Genomic DNA, 16648 nt, shown 5'->3' with positions numbered 1-16648 from the left:
TGCTGCAATGCCCAAACCCGCTTCCCCCAGAACGCCCTATGACGGAGTGGTGATCGCCGCGCCGGTGACGATCCCCTATGAGCGCTATTCGATCGAAAGCGCGCATTGGTGGATAGCCCGCGCCCTGCGTGCCCTGGCTGAAACCTCCGGCATTTCCGCGCGCGACTTCGACGGCTTCTGCCTGTCGAGCTTCACCGTCGGCCCGGACACCGCCATCGGCCTGACCCAGCATCTCGGTCTCAGCGTGCGCTGGCTCGACCACATACCGCTTGGCGGGGCGAGCGCCATCGCGGCGCTGCGCCGAGCGGCCCGCGCGGTGCAGGCGCGCGACTGCGATGTGGTCGCCTGTGTCGGCGGCGATACCAACCACGTGGACTCGTTCCGTCGCACCCTGGAGAATTTCTCTCGCTTCTCGCAGGACGCCGTCTATCCCTATGGCGCCGGCGGGGCCAATGCGAGCTTCGCGCTGATCGCCCGCCATTACATGAACCGCTTCGGTGTCCGCCGCGAGGATCTCGGGCGCATCGCGGTCGCGCAGCGCGCCAATGCCCTGCGCAACCCGAACGCCCTGATGAAGACGCCGCTGACCCTGGAGCAGTACATGGCGGCCCGGCCCATTGCCGATCCGATCCATCTCTACGACTGCGTCATGCCCTGTGCCGGCGCGGAAGCCTTTCTGGTCATGCGCGAGGAAACCGCAGCATCCGCCGGCATAAAGGGCGCGCGCATCCTCGGCTCCATCGAACGGCACAATGCCCGCCTCGACGACGTGGTGCAGAACCATGGCGGCTGGGTCGCCGACATCGACGACCTCTATGCGATGGCCGGCGTCGGGCCGGATCGCATGGATTTCGTGCAGACATATGACGACTATCCGGTCATCGTGATGATGCAACTGGAAGACCTCGGATTCTGCAGGAAGGGGGAGGGCGCCGCCTTCGTGCAGCAACACGATCTGACCATCGACGGCACGTTTCCGCACAACACCTCCGGCGGCCAGCTCTCGGCCGGGCAAGCCGGCGCGGCCGGCGCCTATCTCGGGGTCACCGAAGCGGTGCGCCAGGTGCTCGGCACCGCCGGACCGACACAGGTGCCGGGTGCGCGGGTTGGCCTCGCATCCGGTTTTGGCATGATAAACTACGATCGCGGCCTCTCCTCCGGGGCGGTGATCCTTGCGGGAGAGTCGTGATGGTGGAACCGTTGCAGAAACCCGCGCGCAGGACCCCTTTGCAGCGCACGAGACGCCAGGCACTCCCCCCGGTCATCCGCAGCCGGTCCGGGATGCTGCTGACCAAGGCGGCTGCCGAAGGACGCTTCGCCCTGCAGCGCTGCCGGGACTGTGGCACGTTCTGTTACCCCGCCCACGATGCCTGTCCCGTCTGCCTGTCGGTCGAGCTTGCGCTGGAGGACGCCCCGACAGGCGGTCTCGTCGTCTCCGAGACGACGGTGCGCGTCCCCGCCGATGTCTATTTCAAGGAACGCGCGCCCTGGCGCGTCGCCCTGGTCAAGCTCGATTGCGGCCCCGTCGTGTTGGCGCATCTTCATGCCGGTTGCGGGGAAGGAGACCGGGTGACGATGTCCCTGCAACTGGACAAGGCGGGCCTTGCCGCCGCATTCGCACGGCCGGCCAACATCCCCCCCGACGCGGCGGACGACCCGCAATGGCGGGAGATGACGGCTTCCCCGAAATTTCGCCGCGCGCTGGTGACGGACGGACGCACCGCGGTTGGCCGGGCGACCGCGGCGGCTCTGGCGGCCGCGGGAGCGACGGTGCATGTCGGCATCGCGGAGCCATGGAAGCCCTTCGACGGCGAGGCGTTGCCGCAATCCTGCGAGATCGTCCCGCTTGACGTGACCGACGAACGATCCGTGCGGGATCTCGCCGCCGATATCGGCGGCAAGGTCGACATCCTTGTCAACACCGCCGAGTATGCCCGCCCCGGCGGTCTTCTCGACCGGCGCGGCACCGGAACGATCCGCAGCGAGATCGAGCACAACTATCTGGGCCTCGTGCATCTGGCGCAGACCTTCGGTCCGGCGATGCGCGGCAGGGGCGCGGACGGTATCGACAGTGCCGCCGCATGGGTAAACCTGTTCTCCGTCTACGCTCTCGCCAACTGGCCCGCCTACGGCACCTTCAGCGCGGTGGAAGCCGCCTGCCTGTCGTTGTCGCACTGCCTGCGCGCGGAGATGCGACCCGGCGGAATCCGCGTCATCAACTTCTTCACGGGGCCGCTCGACACCGAATGGTTCCAGACCGTGCCGCCGCCCAAGGTCGCACCGCAGACCCTCGCCAAGGCGATCGTGTCGGCCCTGGACAGGGGCATCGAGGATGTGTTCGTCGGGGACGTTGCGGAGGATGTCCGGCGCAGGTTGCAGGCCAACCCCAAGGCACTGGAACACGAGCTGGCGCGTCAGGGCAACGGACAGGCAGGACAATGACCGATTTCACGCCACACGACATTGCGGCCGCCATCGCAGCGGGATCGCTGCGCCTCGTCGATCTCACCTTCACGCTGTCGCCGGAGTTTCCGGTGATCGTGCTGCCGCCCGAGTTCGGACAGGCCTCTCCCCTGCGCATCCAGCAGATATCCCGCTACGACGCGGACGGGCCGGGATGGTACTGGAACAACATCACCTTGAGCGAGCACACCGGGACCCATTTCGACGCGCCGATCCACTGGCACACGGGCAGGACCCTGCCAAACAATGCCGTCGACACGCTTCCCGTGGAGCACATGATCGCGCCGGCCTGCGTCATCGACTGCTCGCGCGAGGCGGCGGCCGACCCGGACTTCCTGCTGACGCGAGCAGCCGTGGAGGCCTGGGAGCGGGTTCACGGCCAGGTCGCCAGCGGAAGCTGGGTGCTGCTACGCACCGACTGGTCCAAGCGCAGCGCGAAAGATTATGCCAACCTGAGAGCGGATGGTGCGCATACGCCAGGGCCCGATCCGCAGGTCATGCAATGGCTGGTGGAGGAGCGCGGCATCCTTGGCTTCGGCACCGAGACCATCGGCACCGATGCCGGCCAGGCCGCGCATTTCAATCCGCCCCATCCGGCGCACCACTTCCTGCACGGTGCCGGTCGATACGGCTTGCAATGCCTGCGCAACCTCGATCAGTTGCCGGCAACCGGCGCGACCCTGATCACCGCGCCACTCAAGATCCTCAACGGGTCGGGCAGCCCGCTGCGCGTGCTCGCTCTCGTCAGTGGAAAAGGGTCGAACGGCTGACCCTCTGTCGTGCCTTGGCGGTCGGTCGCGGCCGCACATCGCAAGCCCTTGGTCGTGAAGGTCCCGCGGCGACTGCGCCTGCTCCAGGCGCGCGGAGCAAAAGCTGAAGCCACAGGCTCATGGCAACGTCACGCCCTCGATGCCGTGCCGCTTCGCCGCCTCGGCGACGCGGCCGCTCGCGCGCATCTCGTCAATGAACTGGCGAACGAATTCCGCCGCGTTCGGGCGCCCCGCCACAACGCCCATCGCCTGCCTGATCTCCATGAAGGGGGGCTCGAGGAGCCGGTACCCGGGGGTGGACGAGGCGTGCTGCTCCATGGCCTGTCTCACGCCGGCCAAGCCGTCGACCGAACCATCCGCCAGCGCCTCGGCAGCCTCGGTGAAGTGCTGGAATGCTATGATCTGCGCGCCCTCGGCGGTGCGCGCCAGGTGCAGCGCATAGGCACTGCCCCGCACCGCGCCGATCCGTAATCCCAGCCGGTCCACGTCCGCCGCAGTTGCCGCGGTCGACCCGTCTGGAACGAGGTAGCACCCTTCGATCACGACATAAGGTGCGCTGAAGGCGATTTGCTCCGCCCGCTGGGGATCGACGGCCAGAAAGCACACGTCCCAGATATCGACACCAGCGTTGTCCGTCACGTCGCCCGCGCGCGGAAAATGGACGAATTCGACGTCGAGGCCGAGCCGACCGGCCAATGCGCGCGCAAGGTCAACCGTAATCCCGCGCGCCTCCCCATCCGCACCGCCGCGCTGCACCAGGACGACATTGCCATGGTTGAGCGCGACGCGCAGGCGACCTTTTGGCGCGATTTCGCGGGCTATGGCGGCTGTGGCAGCGGTCTCGGTCATGAGCAAAGGCCCCGTGCGGATTGGGTTTGTGTCAGCAGGAGCCATGCGCCATCGGAATGGCTGTTGACTCGAACATCTTATTTGTACATTTGTATAAGAAATTTGGTCAAGCAGTCAGATTGAAGATGCGACAGGGAAACATCCGAGAGGCGCTGCTGGAAGCTGCGGTGAAGCTGTTCTCCCGCAATGGCTACAACGCCGTTTCCATGCGGGAGATTGCCAAGGCCGCCGGCGTGAACGTGGGAAGCCTCACCTATCATTTCGGCTCCAAGGCGAATCTCCTGCGCGAGATTTACGATCGCCACACCGCGCCGATGAACCGCCGCCGCCTGGAACTGCTCGGAGAAGCAAGGCGCGTCCAGAATCCGGACGAACGCCTGATGGCGATCCTCAGGGCCTACATCGTGCCGGCCTATTCCTCGTCCTCCGATCACGACGGCGGAGGAGCCGAGTTCACCCGCATGCGCGCCGTCCTGTCCGCCGAAGGCAATGAGGATGCGCGCGCAATCATCGCCAACGCCTTCGATGCGATGAGCCGGACCTTTCTCGAGGCGATCGGCGAATGCGTGCCGGGTGCGTCGCACGAGGGGCTCGTCTGGCGCAGCCAGTTCCTGCTCGGCGGCCTCTACTACGCCCTCATCAATCCGGAGCGCGTGACGCGGCTTTCCGGCGGAGAGGTCGACGGCAGCGACCACGAGGCGGCGATCAATCAACTCGTCGGCGCAAGCTATGCGAGCTTCCGGGGCCTGGCGGAGGAGACGCGTCAGGCGACCGAATAAGAACATCACACAGCAAGGGAGGGTTTCATGGATTTTCTCAAGACAATGCTTGCGGCGGGACTTGCCGCTGCAATTGCCGGTCCGGCGGTGGCGCAGGAGCGCATCTCCATCGGCACCGGAGGCACCGGCGGGCTCTTCTACGTGATCGGAGCCGGCGTGGCGGATCTGCTCAACCAGAACATGGCAGGCACCACCGCGCGCGCCGAGGTTACCGGCGCATCGGTGGAAAACATCCGCCGGGTCGCCGCCGGCCAGATGACGTTCGGCTTCTCTTCGTCCTCCACGCTCTACGAAGCCTCCGTCGGCGAAGGTCCCTTCGAGCAGGCGCTGCCGGTCTCTGCGATGGCTTATCTCTATCCGGCGGTTCTGCAGATCGCGACCACCGCAGGGTCCGGCATCGCAACGATCGAAGGCCTTGCCGGCAAGCGGATCAATCTCGGGCCTCCCGGATCAAATGCCGCCGTTCTCGCCCAGCGCATCCTGGAAGCCTACGGCGTCTTCGACGCCGGCACCGCACAGTTCCTTTCCTACACCGAAGGCACCAGCGCCCTCCTGAACGGCACGCTCGATGCCACGGTGGTGCTCGCCGGAGCCCCGACCGCGGCTCTCATCGATCTCGCCGCCCAGCGGGACATGCGGCTGATCCCCGTGGAAACCGAGCGGCTGGCAGATCTTGTCGCCCGCTACCCTTTCTACCAGCCCTATGAGATCCCCGCCGGCACCTATAGCGGCCAGGACGCGCCGGTGATCGCCATCAACGACCCCGCGACCCTCTTCACCAGCGAGAGCGCGCCGGACGAGACGATCTACAGCATCACGAAGGCGGTCTTCGATCATCTCGACACCCTGGCGCAGGTGCACCCGCAGGCGGCCGCCATCGCGCTTGAAACGGCGCCGAACACGCCGATCCCGCTTCACCCGGGCGCGCAGCGCTACTTCGATGAACGCCGCTAGTCCCGGCCGGTTTTATCCTGCGATGGCCGACATGATGAGCAAGCTCCGGCTGCCGTGGTATCTGACCGGCAAGCGGGAAGCGGGAATGGTCTCGATCGTCTACACGCTGCTTGCGCTGGCGGTCACCGGCCTTGTCGTCTATGGCGCCTATTTCGGCGGCATAACGGCACTGCTCCTGCGTTCCCTGTTCTTTTCGGGTGTGGCGGCGGCGGGACTTGCCGGGGCGGCGCTGCGCATGCGCCCCGGCTATCGCCGCGCCGCCTGCTATCTGCTGGCGGCCGGGGCCCTCGTGCCGGGCCCTTATCTCTGGCATTCCTATCTGGACGTCATCATGCGCGGGGCGATCGCGACCCGCACGGACGAGATCATCTTTCTCACGCTGCTTCTCGTCGTGATCGTCCTCGTGCGCCTCACCCTCGGTCGGGCACTGGTGGTGCTGTCCGCCGTCTCCCTTGCCTATGCCTATTTCGGGTATCTCATTCCCGGCAAATACGGCCATGGCGGCTATGACATCTCGCGCCTCGCCTCCACGCTGTTCCTGTCCACCGAAGGCGTCTTCGGTGTGCCCATGGGTGTGGCGGTGGAATACATCTTCCTGTTCGCACTGCTCGGCACGCTGTTGATGAAGATGGGCACCGGCGAGGTGTTCGTCGACATTGCGCGTGGCCTGACCGGGCGCGTGCAGGGCGGCCCCGGTCTGTCTGCCGCACTCTCAAGCGCGATGCTCGGCACCATCAACGGCAGCGCGGTGGCCAATGTGGTCACCACCGGTACCTTCACCATCCCGCTCATGAAGCGCGTCGGCTATTCGCCGACGCTCGCCGGCGCCATCGAGGCGGCCGCCTCATCGGCGGGACAGATCCTGCCGCCGATCATGGGAGCGGCGGCCTTCCTCATGGCCGAAATGATCGGCGTGCCCTACCAGCAGATCGCCCTTGCAGCGCTGGTGCCGGGCCTGCTCTACGTTCTCGCTCTCCTGATCGCGGTCCGGCTGGAAGCCGGCCGGCTGGGGTTGGAGCGCGACACGTCCGGCGGGTGGCGGTTTCTGTGGGAGACGCTGGCGCGGCGCGGATATCTCCTCCTGCCGCTGATCGCTCTCGTCGTGTTGCTCATGCGCGGCATGACGCCCACCCAGGCGGCCGTCCACTGCCTTGCCTTCGCCCTTCTGATCAGCCCGTGGCGCAAGGAGACACGGATGGGGCCGCTGGACCTCGCCCTGGTCTGCCGCAACACGCTGACCGCAACCCTCCCCATCGTTGCGGCGGTCGCCGCCGCAGGCGTGGTCATCGGGGTGCTCAACCTGACCGGAATGGGCCTGATGCTTTCAAGCCTCATCGTCGAGTTGGGCGGGGCGAATCTGTGGGCGATCCTGCTGCTGACAGCACTCGCCTCCTTCGTGCTCGGCATGGGCCTGCCCACATCGGCGGCCTATCTGCTTCTGGCTGTCCTCGTGGCACCCGCGCTCACGCGGCTCGGACTGTCGCCGATCGTGGCACATATGTTCATCTTCTATTTCGGGCTGGTCTCGGCGATCACGCCGCCGGTGGCGCTCGCGGCCTACGCCGCGGCAAGCATCGCCGGCGCCGACGCGAATGCCACAGCGGTCGAATCCATGCGCCTCGGCTTCGTGAAGCTGCTGGTGCCCTTTGCTTTCGTGACCATGCCCGGCCTCCTGATGACCGGCACCGGCATGCAGATCGCCATTTCGATCGTGCTCGCCACCCTCGCAATCGCCGGCCTCTCGGTGGCGTTCGCGGGCTGGCTCGTGCGGCCCCTGAGCGGGCTCGAAAGGATCGCTTTCGCCGCAGGTGCCCTTCTGGTCGCATGGCCGACGGCAGTCGACGCCACCGACGCGCTTACCCTGGCCGCTCGCGCGGTCGGGCTTGCGGTGCTGGTCGGCGCTGTCTTCAGGAGCGCAAACACCGCGGCCAGGCCCGACCCTCGGATTCCCCGCAACCAGAGACCATAAATGACTGCTTTGCCGTTTCACCAAAATCCGAAGAAGCCCGAAATCGTGCTGCCCGCCGGGAGCTGCGACGCCCATTGCCACGTGTTCGGCCCGGCGGCCCGCTTCCCGTTTGCCCCGTCGCGGACCTACACCCCCATCGACGCGCCGAAGGAGACGCTTTTCGCCCTCCATCGGCATCTCGGGATCGAGCGTTCTGTGCTGGTACAAGCGAGTTGCCACGGCACCGACAACCGCGCGATGCTGGACGCCATCGCCGCGGCCGGCGGCCGCTATCGCGGCGTCGCGATGGTCGAGCGTGACGTTACGGAGGAAGACCTGCAGGCGCTGCACGAGGGCGGCGTGAGGGGCGTTCGCTTCAACTTCGTGGCTCATCTCGGCGCTCCCGCCGATCTTGCCGCGATCCGGGCGATCGTCGCCAAGGTCATCCCGCTCGGCTGGCATGCTGTCGTCCATTTCGACGCGCACAGGCTGGAAGAACTGGCGCCTTTCCTGAAGACGCTCGACCTGCCGATGGTGGTGGATCACATGGGACGGATCGACGCCAGCGCGGGTGTCGACCAGCCTGCCTTCCGGCTTCTCCTTGACCTGATGGAAGACGAACGTTTCTGGGTGAAGGTTTGCGGCTCCGAGCGCGTTTCGCGCACCGGACCGCCCTTTCACGACGCGGCACGATACGGGAAGCTTCTGGTGGAGAGCTTTCCCGCCCGCGTTCTCTGGGGCACGGACTGGCCGCATCCCAACATCAAGAAGGACATGCCGGACGACGGCGCGCTGGTCGATCTTCTGCAGATCATCGCGCCAAAACCCGCGCAGCTTCAGGCGCTTCTGGTGGACAATCCGACGCGGCTGTACTGGTCCTGACGGCTGCAAGACCCGCGAGGAGGCAAAAAGCGGGAGAAGACGGAAAGCACCGCCGCGTCCGTCCTCTCCCTCTCCAGTAGGTCAGCGTGGAAAGACCCGGCCGTCGAACAGCTTGCGCGCGGTGCGCACGAAGGCCGCCTCGCGGATCTCACCGCTGGTCTCGTCCATGGCGGCGACGATCTCCAACTGTCCGGTCGGGTGCTCCACGCGCAATGCCTTGCGGTCTCCTTCGGGGATCGAGGCCAGGGCGTGTGCCGGCGAACCCGGCAGGAGGCAGGCGGTCGCCACGCTGAGCGCGCCGAACACGCCGATCGAGGCATGGCAGCGGTGGGGGATGAAGGTCCGCGTCATGATCGTACCGCCGTTGCTCGGCCGGGCGACCATCGTCATCTTCGGCACGCTTTTCTCGGCAACGTCGCCGAGGTTCATCAGCGGGCCGGCGGCAAGGCGGATACGCTCCAGACGGGCGCGCAGATCCGCGTTCGCCTCCAGCTCTTCGCGCGTCTCGTAGCCGCTGATGCCCAGATGCTCGGCCCTGAGGACGACAACGGGCATGCCGTTGTCGATCAAGGTGCAGGCTACGCCCTCGATCTCGTCGCAGGCGCGGCCGGTGGGCAGGAGTGCGCCGCAGGTGGAGCCGGCCGCATCGGCGAAGCTCAGGAGCACCGGGGCGGCCCCGCCGGGAACTCCGTCGATCGCCGCCGCGCCCCGATAGGTCGGTCTCCCGCCAGGGGTGGGGATGGTGGCGCGCGCCGTCTGACCGGTGTTCTCCATGAAGACGGTGACGGTCGTCTCCCCGTCCGCGCCCCGGACCAGCCCCCGCTCCACGGCGAAGGCAGCCACGCCGGCAAGGATGTTGCCGCAATTCTGGCCGGAACTGACCAGTGGCTGGTCGACGAAGACCTGCAGGAACAGGTAGTCGACATCGATACCCGGCCGTTTGGACGGCTGGATCACGGCCACCTTGCTGGTGAGCGGGTCCGCCCCGCCGATGCCGTCGATCTGGCGCGCATCCGGCGAGCCCATGATCGACAGGAGCAGTCGGTCACGCTCCTCGCCATCCTCCGGCAGATCCCGGGCGAGAAAATAGGCGCCTTTCGACGTGCCGCCGCGCATCATCATACAGGCAATACCGTCATCCATCACTCATCTCCATACAGGCGTCAGGGCAGAGGCAGGCCGAGCAGTCCGCCGAAACCCAAAGCGGCAAGAGCCCAGGCCCCGAGACCGGCGGCCCCCGCCCGCAGAATTGCGGCGGTTCCATCGATGAGCACGACACCCAGCGCGACAGCCGCCGCCAGAGCCACCGCAAGGCCTGTATGGGGCGCGGCCAGGATCACGCCGGCGAACAGCAGGGCGAAGATCAGCGGCCTGATGGACAGCGCGCCGTCGATGCCGCCCTCGCGGCCGAGAAGCGCCGCGGCGGCATAGGTAACGGCAAGCGCCATGCCGACTGCGGCGATGCCGACGGGCAGTTCCGCCGGCCCGACATCCCCGCGCGAAGCGCTGGCCGGCAGCGACAGTGCGCTGACGAGAAAGAACCCGTTCCAGCCGAGGAAGCCCACGGCGGCAAGGAAATGAAACCAGCGCGTCATGACCGTTCTCCGTGGTCGGGGTCGAATGACGGGCGACGGCGCGGACGCCGCCGCCCGCATCCGTTACTGGGTGATACCTGCGGCCTTCAGGAATGCCGCCTGGCTGTCAAGCTGCCTGCCGACATTGGCGGTGAACTCGTCCTCCTGCCAATCCGGGCTTTCCTGTTTCTGGTCCGCCTGGAACGTCTGCCATTCGGGAGACGCGGTGACCTTGTCGATGGCCTTCTGGATGGCGTTCACCGCCTCGTCCGGCGTGCCTGCCTTCACGGCGATCCCGCGCCAGATCTCGTCCACGAGGTCATAGCCCTGTTCCTTGAACGTGGGCGTATCGGGGAAATAGTCCGAGCGCTCGTCGGTGGAGATGCCAAGGAGCCTGATCTGACCGGCCTCGACCTGTGCCAGTCCGCTGGACGGGGTCATCATCGCCGCATCGATATGACCGCCCATCAGCGCCAGGGCCACCTTGCCCGACGCATCATGCGGTATCCAGCCGCTCTCGAATTCGCCCTGCTGCATCAGCTGGTAGAGCATGTACTGGTGGAAGCCGCCCGGCGCGTGGCCACCTATTCTCAACCCATTGGGGTTGGCCTTCATGTGGGCGATGAACTCCTCCGCGCTCTGGAACGGGCTATCGGCTCTCACCGCAAGCGATGACGGCTCGGACTGCATCGCCCGCAGGAAGCGAAGATCCTCCAGCTTGAAGGGGATCAGGCCCTGCGCGATGCCGAAGGTCAGCGCGCCGGTGTGGACGAGGATGTTGTAGCCGTCCGCCGGCTGCGTGAGCACGGCGGACATGCCGACGGCGCCGGTTCCGCCCGGCCTGTTCTCCACCTTGACGGTCCATCCCGCCTCCTTCTCCAGGAGTTCGGCAAGCTTGCGGCCATAGACGTCGAGCGCGCCGCCCGCACCCGACCACACCACGAGCGTCACCGGCTTTTCGGGAAAGTCCGCAGCTTGCGCCGCAGGAATGGCGAAGGCCGCGCCAAGGGCGATCGTCGCCACGACCTTTTTCGCATGTCGCATCAGTCTGAACATCGTTTTTCCTCCCAGTTGTCAGGATTAGAGCGCCGATCTCCGTCGGCTGCGAAGGCTGCGCAGGATCGGCAGTATGAGGCTGACTGCGCTCAGGATCAGGAACGTGACGCTGATCGGGTCCGTCACGAAGATGGAATAGCTGCCCTGCGATGTGACGAGCGCCGTGCGGTAATTGGATTCCACGAGATACCCAAGAACCATCGCCAGCACGATGGGCGCGACGGAGAAGCGGAGCTTCTTCAGCACATATCCCAGCAGACCGAACAGAAGCATCATCGAGACGTCGAAGACGAGGTTGCGCAGGGCGAAGGCGCCGAGAACCGCAAAAGCCATGATGCCGGTGGCGATGACCGAACGCGGCAGTCTGATGGCCCTCGCCCAGATCGGCAGGCACAGCGTTCCGACGGCGAACATGGCAAGCGCGCTGACGATCACCCCGATCAGGATCGAATAGACGAGCGCGGGCGCCTCCGAGAAGAGCTGCGGACCCGGCCGCAGGCCATGCAGGATCAGCGCCCCGACAAGTACGGCCGTCGTGGGCGAACCCGGGACACCCAGCGACAGGAGCGGGATCAGCGCGCCGCCGACGGTTGCATTGTTCGCGGCTTCGGGAGCGGCGACGCCCTTTTCCGCGCCGTGCCCGAAGCTGTCGGGATCCTTGTCGCGTCGGCGCGCGAAATCGCGTGCGATCCAGCAGGCGATGTTGCCGCCGACGCCCGGCAGGATGCCGAGCAGCGTGCCGATGACGGAGCCGGACAGCATCGTCGGGAACAGGTCCCGCCACTGCCTGGCGCGCAGCAGCACACTGCGCACCGGACCCTGACCGTCTGCCGAGGACCGGATGCCATTTTCGGCAAGGACGAGCGCTTCCGATACGGCAAACAAGCCGATCAGCGCGGTGAGGAAAGGCACACCTTCATAAAGCTCGATGAAACCGAAGGTGAAGCGCGGGACGCCGGCGATCGGATCGATGCCGACCGTGGCAATGGCAAGGCCGAATGCCGCGCCAAGAAGGCCTTTTACCAGCGAGCCGCCGGAGAGTGCGGCAACCGACGTCAGGCCGAAGAGGCCGACAGCGAAATAGCCCGCGGGACCGAACTTCAATGCCAGCGAGGCAAGCGGCCCGGCAAGGACCAGCAAAGCAAGTCCGCCGATCACGCCGCCAACGGCGGACGAGCCGAGCGAAATCGCCAGGGCCTCGTTCGCCCGCCCCTGTCGCGTCATCGCATAGCCGTCGAGCGCGGTCGATGCCGCGGCCGCGGTCCCAGGGGTGGAGAGAAGGATCGCACTGACCGAACCGCCATACTCGGCGCCCATGTAGAGCGAAACGAGCAGCAGCATGCTGAGTTCCGGGGAGAGCGTATATGTGAAAGGGATCAGCAGGCTGATGCCGATGGAGGGACCCAGCCCCGGCAGGGCGCCGACGACGATGCCGATCGCGGTCCCCGCGAGGAGGCAGGCAAGCCCCCACATACTGAAGATGGTGCCCAGGGCCTCGATCATGCCGCCCATGTCACCGTCCCCCGTCCGAGACCATTGCCGCCACGCTGTCCTGCGCAAGAACGTGCAGCAAAGCCTCGTAGTGGGTGTTCGGCGGCAGCACAGCCGAAGCAAGCCGCGCATGGGCGTTCGCAATGGTGGCTGCGATGGCGTTCGACAGGACCGGCTCCACACCCAGGCCCCGCAGGGTCTCGGCGGATTCGTTCATTTCCGTGACGCGGCGGGCGCCATGCTGGTGCGTGCGGCCGATATAATAGGTGGCGGTCTCGCGCCAATCGATGCCCGGAAAGGTCTCGGTGATCGACTCCAGGATGCGCTCGGTGACCCCGGCCCGCTCGGCGGCCGTCAGGCTCTCGATCAGGAGTGCCTCCACCCCCTTGATCATGACGGAGCGGATCATCTTGACGGCCGAAGCCTGACCGATCCGCTCGCCCACGGCCTCGCAGCACATGCCGATCGCATTGAGCCGTTCCGCGACATCCGCCGCGCAGCGTCCCGCAGTCAGGATCGGAACGCGGCTGCCAAAGGGCGGGACGCGCGCCATCACCGCGCCCTCGACGAAGGCGCCCCCTCCCGCCTTGGCCAGCGCCTCACCGACCTGCGCCTTGGCCTGCGGGCCGATCGAGTTGAGATCGACATAGACCTGCCCCTCCCGCAGGTGGGGAGCCGCGCTGCGGGCAACGGGTATCGCGGCCGCGCCGACCACGAGCGACAGCACGATCTCGGCCTCCCCGATGCCGGCGATATCCGCCAGCGGCTCGACACCGCGAGCCAGGGCTGCCTCTTGCAGATCCCCCGCTGCGTTCGCGAAACGAAGGTCATAGGCGAGCAGGCGGGAGACGCCGTCAGCCTTGTTGAGATCCGCGGCGATGGCTTGAGCGGCCTCGCCGAAACCGATGAACGCGATGATGGTCACGACAGTCTGTCCTCCCGGCCGCAGGCGCCGACCCAGTCACCCGAAGCTGAAGTTCGTCACACCTGGCGGCATGCCCTGTACGAACTCAGATTCAGGAGATGACTGGCAAGTTTATGTTTCCAATGTGGTTTTCGAATCTGAAAGACGTTCGGGCGGTCGCCACCGGAACGAGGCGTCTGTCAAATCCACCACACCAGCGTCAGCGATACTGCAGCCCCTTTTCCTTCAGCCGTTGGCGCATGCCGTAGATATCGAGCCCCAACTCGCCGGCCAGCAGCCGCTTGCGGGTTTCGGCTTCCTTCTCCAGGCGCGCCTTGCTCTTCCGCAGCACGTCCTCGGCGTCGAGCCGACGGACGACGACGACACCGTCATCGTCGGCCACGATCACGTCGCCCGGCTCGATCGTCTGACCGGCACACACGATCGGTATGTTGATCGACCCGAGCGTTTCCTTGACCGTTCCCTGGGCGGAGATCGCCTTAGACCAGACGGGGAACCCGGCCTCCTCGAGCTCGCGCACGTCCCGCACGCCCGCCTCGATGATCAGCCCGCGCACGCCGCGCACCTTGAGCGAGCAGGCGAGCAGTTCGCCGAAATAGCCGGCATCGCAGGGCGATGTCGGCGACACCACGAGAATGTCGCCTTCGCTGCATTGCTCCACCGCCACATGCAGCATCCAGTTGTCGGCGGGTGGGATCGAGACCGTGACGGCGGTTCCCGCCACGCGCGCGCCGCGATAGATCGGGCGCATGTGAGACTGCAGGAGGCCGATGCGTCCCTGCGCCTCGTGCACGGTGGCAACGCCTGGCTCGGCAAGCGCGTCCACCACCGCAAGGGGTGGGCGCTCCACGGAGGTGACGACGACGCTCATGCCACCGCCCCGTGACCGAGTTCGCCCGTCACATGCGGGAAGACCGCTTCGTAGCCTTCCCCGTATGCGATCTTGTAGTCGGAATTGCGGGAGGCCTGGACACCCCGCTGAAGCGCGACGCGGGTATAATATTCCCACAAGTGTTCCTGGCCTTCCATACATTCGATGGCGGCCCGCTTCCTGTCCCAGACCTGCGTGATGTCGAGCAGGAAGTTGGGCTTCCAGTCGCATTGCTCGGGCTGGTGCGGCTCGAAGAGATAGACCGGCGGCGCGCCCAGGACCTTTTCACCCGGCTTATGGCCATGCGCCTGGGCAATGACGCGCGCATGCTGGGCAAACTCCGTCGTCAGCGGATGGTCGAAGTTATAAGGGTCCTTGCGCGAATGCGTCAGGACGAATTCCGGCCTGATGGCGCGGTAGAGATCGACGAGCCTGTGGAACGCTTCGTCGGGAATGGTCAGCGGATAGTCGCCGAGATCGTAGAACTGAATATCCGCAACGCCGAGCGCGTCGGCGGCTCTCTCCGCCTCCCGCTTGCGGTTCTCCTTCACCGCCTCGACCGTGAAACCCGGCACCTTCCAGAGCTTGGCCGATTCACCGCGCTCGCCGAAGGACAGGCAGACCACCGTCACCTCATAACCCTTTCGGGCATGAAGCGCGATCGCACCGCCTGCGCGCCACACGAAGTCTGCGGAATGGGCACTCACCACCAAAGCCGTTTTCTTGCTCATCAGACCGCGATTTTCCCTTGCTGTCATCTGCACATGACCTGACAGGAAAAAGGGAGCCTCGCTAATCAAAGGCGTGGTAAGGGATATAAGAAATTGCGAAGTGCGGTTGCGAGAAAACGCTGGAGAACGAGGGTGATCCCGAATTTGCGCCACCTGCGCGCCTTCGAGGCCGTGTTCAGGCACAACAGCATCAATCTCGCCGCCCAGGCGGTCAGCCTCACCCAGCCTGCCGTCACCCAGGCGATGAAGCAGTTGGAGAAGCACTTCGACGCGTCGCTGCTGACGAGGCGGGCGAACGGGACCTATGCAACGGATGCGGGGACAGCGCTCGAAGCCCGGGTGACCCGCTTCTTCCGGCAAAGCGTGACGGCAATCTCGCAGGGCATGGGCGCTGCCGGAGGGCGCAACCCGGAGGTTGCCGCCGCGGTCCTGAACCGTCTCACTTATCCCCAGATGCGGGCGTTCATTGCAGTTGCCGAAGCCGGATCGTTCAGCGTCGCCGCGCGCCGGCTGCAGATCGCCGAACCGTCCCTCAATCGGTCGGCGCGCGATCTGGAGAAGATTGTCGGCAGGCGGCTCTTCGTGCGCTCGTCATGGGGCGTGAGCGCAAACCGCGTCGGACAGGAACTCGCGCGCCGGCTTCGTGTCGCGTTGCGTGAACTGGACCTCGCTGCGGAGGAGATCGATGCGCTCAAGGGACAGGTTGCCGGGCGCGTTGCCGTCGCATCCCTGCCGCTGTCGCGCACGCTCATTCTCCCGCGGGCGATCAACAGCCTGTTGAAACAGCACCCGGAAGCGAAGGTGGAAGTCATCGACGGCCCCTATGAGACCGTCCTCAACGACCTTCGTCATGGCACCGTGGATTTCCTTCTCGGTGCCCTCCGCCAGCCGCCACCGGCGACGGACGTCGTCGAAGAACCCCTCTTTTCCGACCCTTATGCGATCATCGCCCGTGCCGGCCATCCATTGCTGAACGCGCCGCACGTCACCCGGGAGATGCTCTCGCAGTACGACTGGGTGATCCCCCGCGCGGGGACGCCCGTACGGCGCGCCTTCGACATGCTGTTTGCCGACACACCTTGCCGTCCCCGCGCGAATATCGAAACCAGCTCGCTGGTGGCCACGCGCGGCATCCTTGCCGAGAGCGACCGGCTGACATTGCTGTCGCTGCGCCAGATCGTGATCGACGAGCGCTTGAACCTGCTGAAGGTGGTTCCGTTCCCGCTGCCCGAGACCAGCCGGTCGATCGGTGTGACCACGAGAGCCGATTGGCAGCCGGGGCCGGTCCAGAAGGCATTCCTGACCTTCCTGAAGGCCTCCTGCCGGCAAGAGAGCCAGGTCGTGGCCTGATAATT

The 16648-nt window shown here is 66.1% G+C and carries 16 protein-coding genes and 2 pseudogenes; 9 read left to right on the top strand and 9 right to left on the bottom strand.

What is annotated here, in order from left to right; all coding sequences use genetic code 11:
- The first annotated feature begins 7 nt into the window (after positions 1-7).
- The gene (locus TSB10P1A_RS00890; protein WP_186386016.1) at positions 8-1189 is read left to right on the top strand and encodes a thiolase family protein; all 1182 of its coding nucleotides are present in this window, start codon (positions 8-10) and stop codon (positions 1187-1189) included.
- A gap of 72 nt (positions 1190-1261) precedes the next feature.
- Here the strand turns inward: TSB10P1A_RS00890 and TSB10P1A_RS23955 are convergent.
- Positions 1262-1312 (bottom strand): annotated as a pseudogene (locus tag TSB10P1A_RS23955) (hypothetical protein); the annotation flags it as partial.
- Here TSB10P1A_RS23955 and TSB10P1A_RS23950 point away from each other — a divergent pair.
- From TSB10P1A_RS23950 to TSB10P1A_RS00880, 3 genes and pseudogenes are all read left to right on the top strand, one after another.
- A pseudogene (locus tag TSB10P1A_RS23950) lies at positions 1306-1569 on the top strand (Zn-ribbon domain-containing OB-fold protein); the annotation flags it as partial. The pseudogenes TSB10P1A_RS23955 and TSB10P1A_RS23950 overlap by 7 nt on opposite strands.
- 6 nt (positions 1570-1575) lie before the next feature.
- Positions 1576-2442: an SDR family NAD(P)-dependent oxidoreductase gene (locus TSB10P1A_RS00885; RefSeq protein ID WP_371515064.1), complete on the top strand. Its 867-nt coding sequence runs from the start codon at positions 1576-1578 to the stop codon at positions 2440-2442.
- Positions 2439-3233, top strand: a complete 795-nt coding sequence (locus tag TSB10P1A_RS00880) for a cyclase family protein (RefSeq protein WP_186386014.1) — start codon at positions 2439-2441, stop codon at positions 3231-3233. The genes TSB10P1A_RS00885 and TSB10P1A_RS00880 overlap by 4 nt, the downstream gene beginning before the upstream one ends.
- Positions 3234-3350: 117 nt before the next feature.
- Here the strand turns inward: TSB10P1A_RS00880 and TSB10P1A_RS00875 are convergent, their stop codons facing one another.
- Complete coding sequence (locus TSB10P1A_RS00875; protein ID WP_186386013.1) at positions 3351-4082, bottom strand: transporter substrate-binding domain-containing protein; 732 nt, start codon at positions 4080-4082, stop codon at positions 3351-3353.
- 125 nt (positions 4083-4207) lie between these two features.
- Between TSB10P1A_RS00875 and TSB10P1A_RS00870 the strand changes: the two genes are divergently transcribed.
- Genes TSB10P1A_RS00870 through TSB10P1A_RS00855 form a run of 4 tightly spaced genes read left to right on the top strand, consistent with a single transcriptional unit; the run spans position 4208 to position 8645 of the window.
- Positions 4208-4861, top strand: coding sequence for a TetR/AcrR family transcriptional regulator (locus TSB10P1A_RS00870; RefSeq protein WP_186386094.1), 654 nt, complete (start codon positions 4208-4210; stop codon positions 4859-4861).
- 27 nt (positions 4862-4888) lie between these two features.
- Positions 4889-5815, top strand: a complete 927-nt coding sequence (locus tag TSB10P1A_RS00865) for a TAXI family TRAP transporter solute-binding subunit (protein ID WP_186386012.1) — start codon at positions 4889-4891, stop codon at positions 5813-5815.
- A gap of 31 nt (positions 5816-5846) precedes the next feature.
- The gene (locus TSB10P1A_RS00860) at positions 5847-7784 is read left to right on the top strand and encodes a TRAP transporter fused permease subunit (RefSeq protein ID WP_208986983.1); all 1938 of its coding nucleotides are present in this window, start codon (positions 5847-5849) and stop codon (positions 7782-7784) included.
- Positions 7785-8645 carry an amidohydrolase gene (locus tag TSB10P1A_RS00855; RefSeq protein WP_186386010.1) on the top strand — a complete coding sequence of 287 codons (861 nt, stop codon included), beginning with the start codon at positions 7785-7787 and terminating at the stop codon, positions 8643-8645. It begins immediately after the preceding gene.
- 81 nt (positions 8646-8726) lie between these two features.
- Here the strand turns inward: TSB10P1A_RS00855 and TSB10P1A_RS00850 are convergent, their stop codons facing one another.
- The 7 genes from TSB10P1A_RS00850 to TSB10P1A_RS00820 form a co-directional block, all read right to left on the bottom strand.
- The gene (locus TSB10P1A_RS00850) at positions 8727-9791 is read right to left on the bottom strand and encodes a 4-oxalomesaconate tautomerase (protein WP_186386009.1); all 1065 of its coding nucleotides are present in this window, start codon (positions 9789-9791) and stop codon (positions 8727-8729) included.
- Between the two features lie 17 nt (positions 9792-9808).
- Entirely contained in the window at positions 9809-10240 is a 432-nt protein-coding gene (locus TSB10P1A_RS00845; RefSeq protein ID WP_186386008.1) for a tripartite tricarboxylate transporter TctB family protein, read from the bottom strand.
- A 63-nt stretch (positions 10241-10303) separates the two neighbouring features.
- Positions 10304-11263, bottom strand: coding sequence for a tripartite tricarboxylate transporter substrate binding protein (locus tag TSB10P1A_RS00840; RefSeq protein WP_371515063.1), 960 nt, complete (start codon positions 11261-11263; stop codon positions 10304-10306).
- Positions 11264-11299: 36 nt separating this feature from the next.
- Positions 11300-12787: a tripartite tricarboxylate transporter permease gene (locus TSB10P1A_RS00835; protein ID WP_186386093.1), complete on the bottom strand. Its 1488-nt coding sequence runs from the start codon at positions 12785-12787 to the stop codon at positions 11300-11302.
- A gap of 1 nt (position 12788) precedes the next feature.
- A complete protein-coding gene (locus TSB10P1A_RS00830; protein ID WP_186386006.1) occupies positions 12789-13691 on the bottom strand; it encodes an NAD(P)-dependent oxidoreductase in 903 nt (300 codons plus the stop codon).
- Between the two features lie 199 nt (positions 13692-13890).
- Positions 13891-14562 (bottom strand): 4-carboxy-4-hydroxy-2-oxoadipate aldolase/oxaloacetate decarboxylase, encoded by a 672-nt coding sequence (locus TSB10P1A_RS00825; protein WP_186386005.1) that lies wholly within the window; start codon positions 14560-14562, stop codon positions 13891-13893.
- A complete protein-coding gene (locus TSB10P1A_RS00820) occupies positions 14559-15293 on the bottom strand; it encodes a PIG-L deacetylase family protein (protein WP_186386092.1) in 735 nt (244 codons plus the stop codon). Before TSB10P1A_RS00820 ends, TSB10P1A_RS00825 begins: the two co-directional genes overlap by 4 nt.
- A gap of 132 nt (positions 15294-15425) precedes the next feature.
- Here TSB10P1A_RS00820 and TSB10P1A_RS00815 point away from each other — a divergent pair, with 132 nt between their 5' ends.
- Complete coding sequence (locus TSB10P1A_RS00815) at positions 15426-16643, top strand: LysR substrate-binding domain-containing protein (RefSeq protein ID WP_186386004.1); 1218 nt, start codon at positions 15426-15428, stop codon at positions 16641-16643.
- The last annotated feature ends 5 nt before the right edge of the window (positions 16644-16648 follow it).

It is taken from the genome of Stappia sp. TSB10P1A, from assembly GCF_900185725.1.
GTDB lineage: Bacteria > Pseudomonadota > Alphaproteobacteria > Rhizobiales > Stappiaceae > Stappia.
This window is presented reverse-complemented; position numbering and strand designations above follow the sequence as displayed.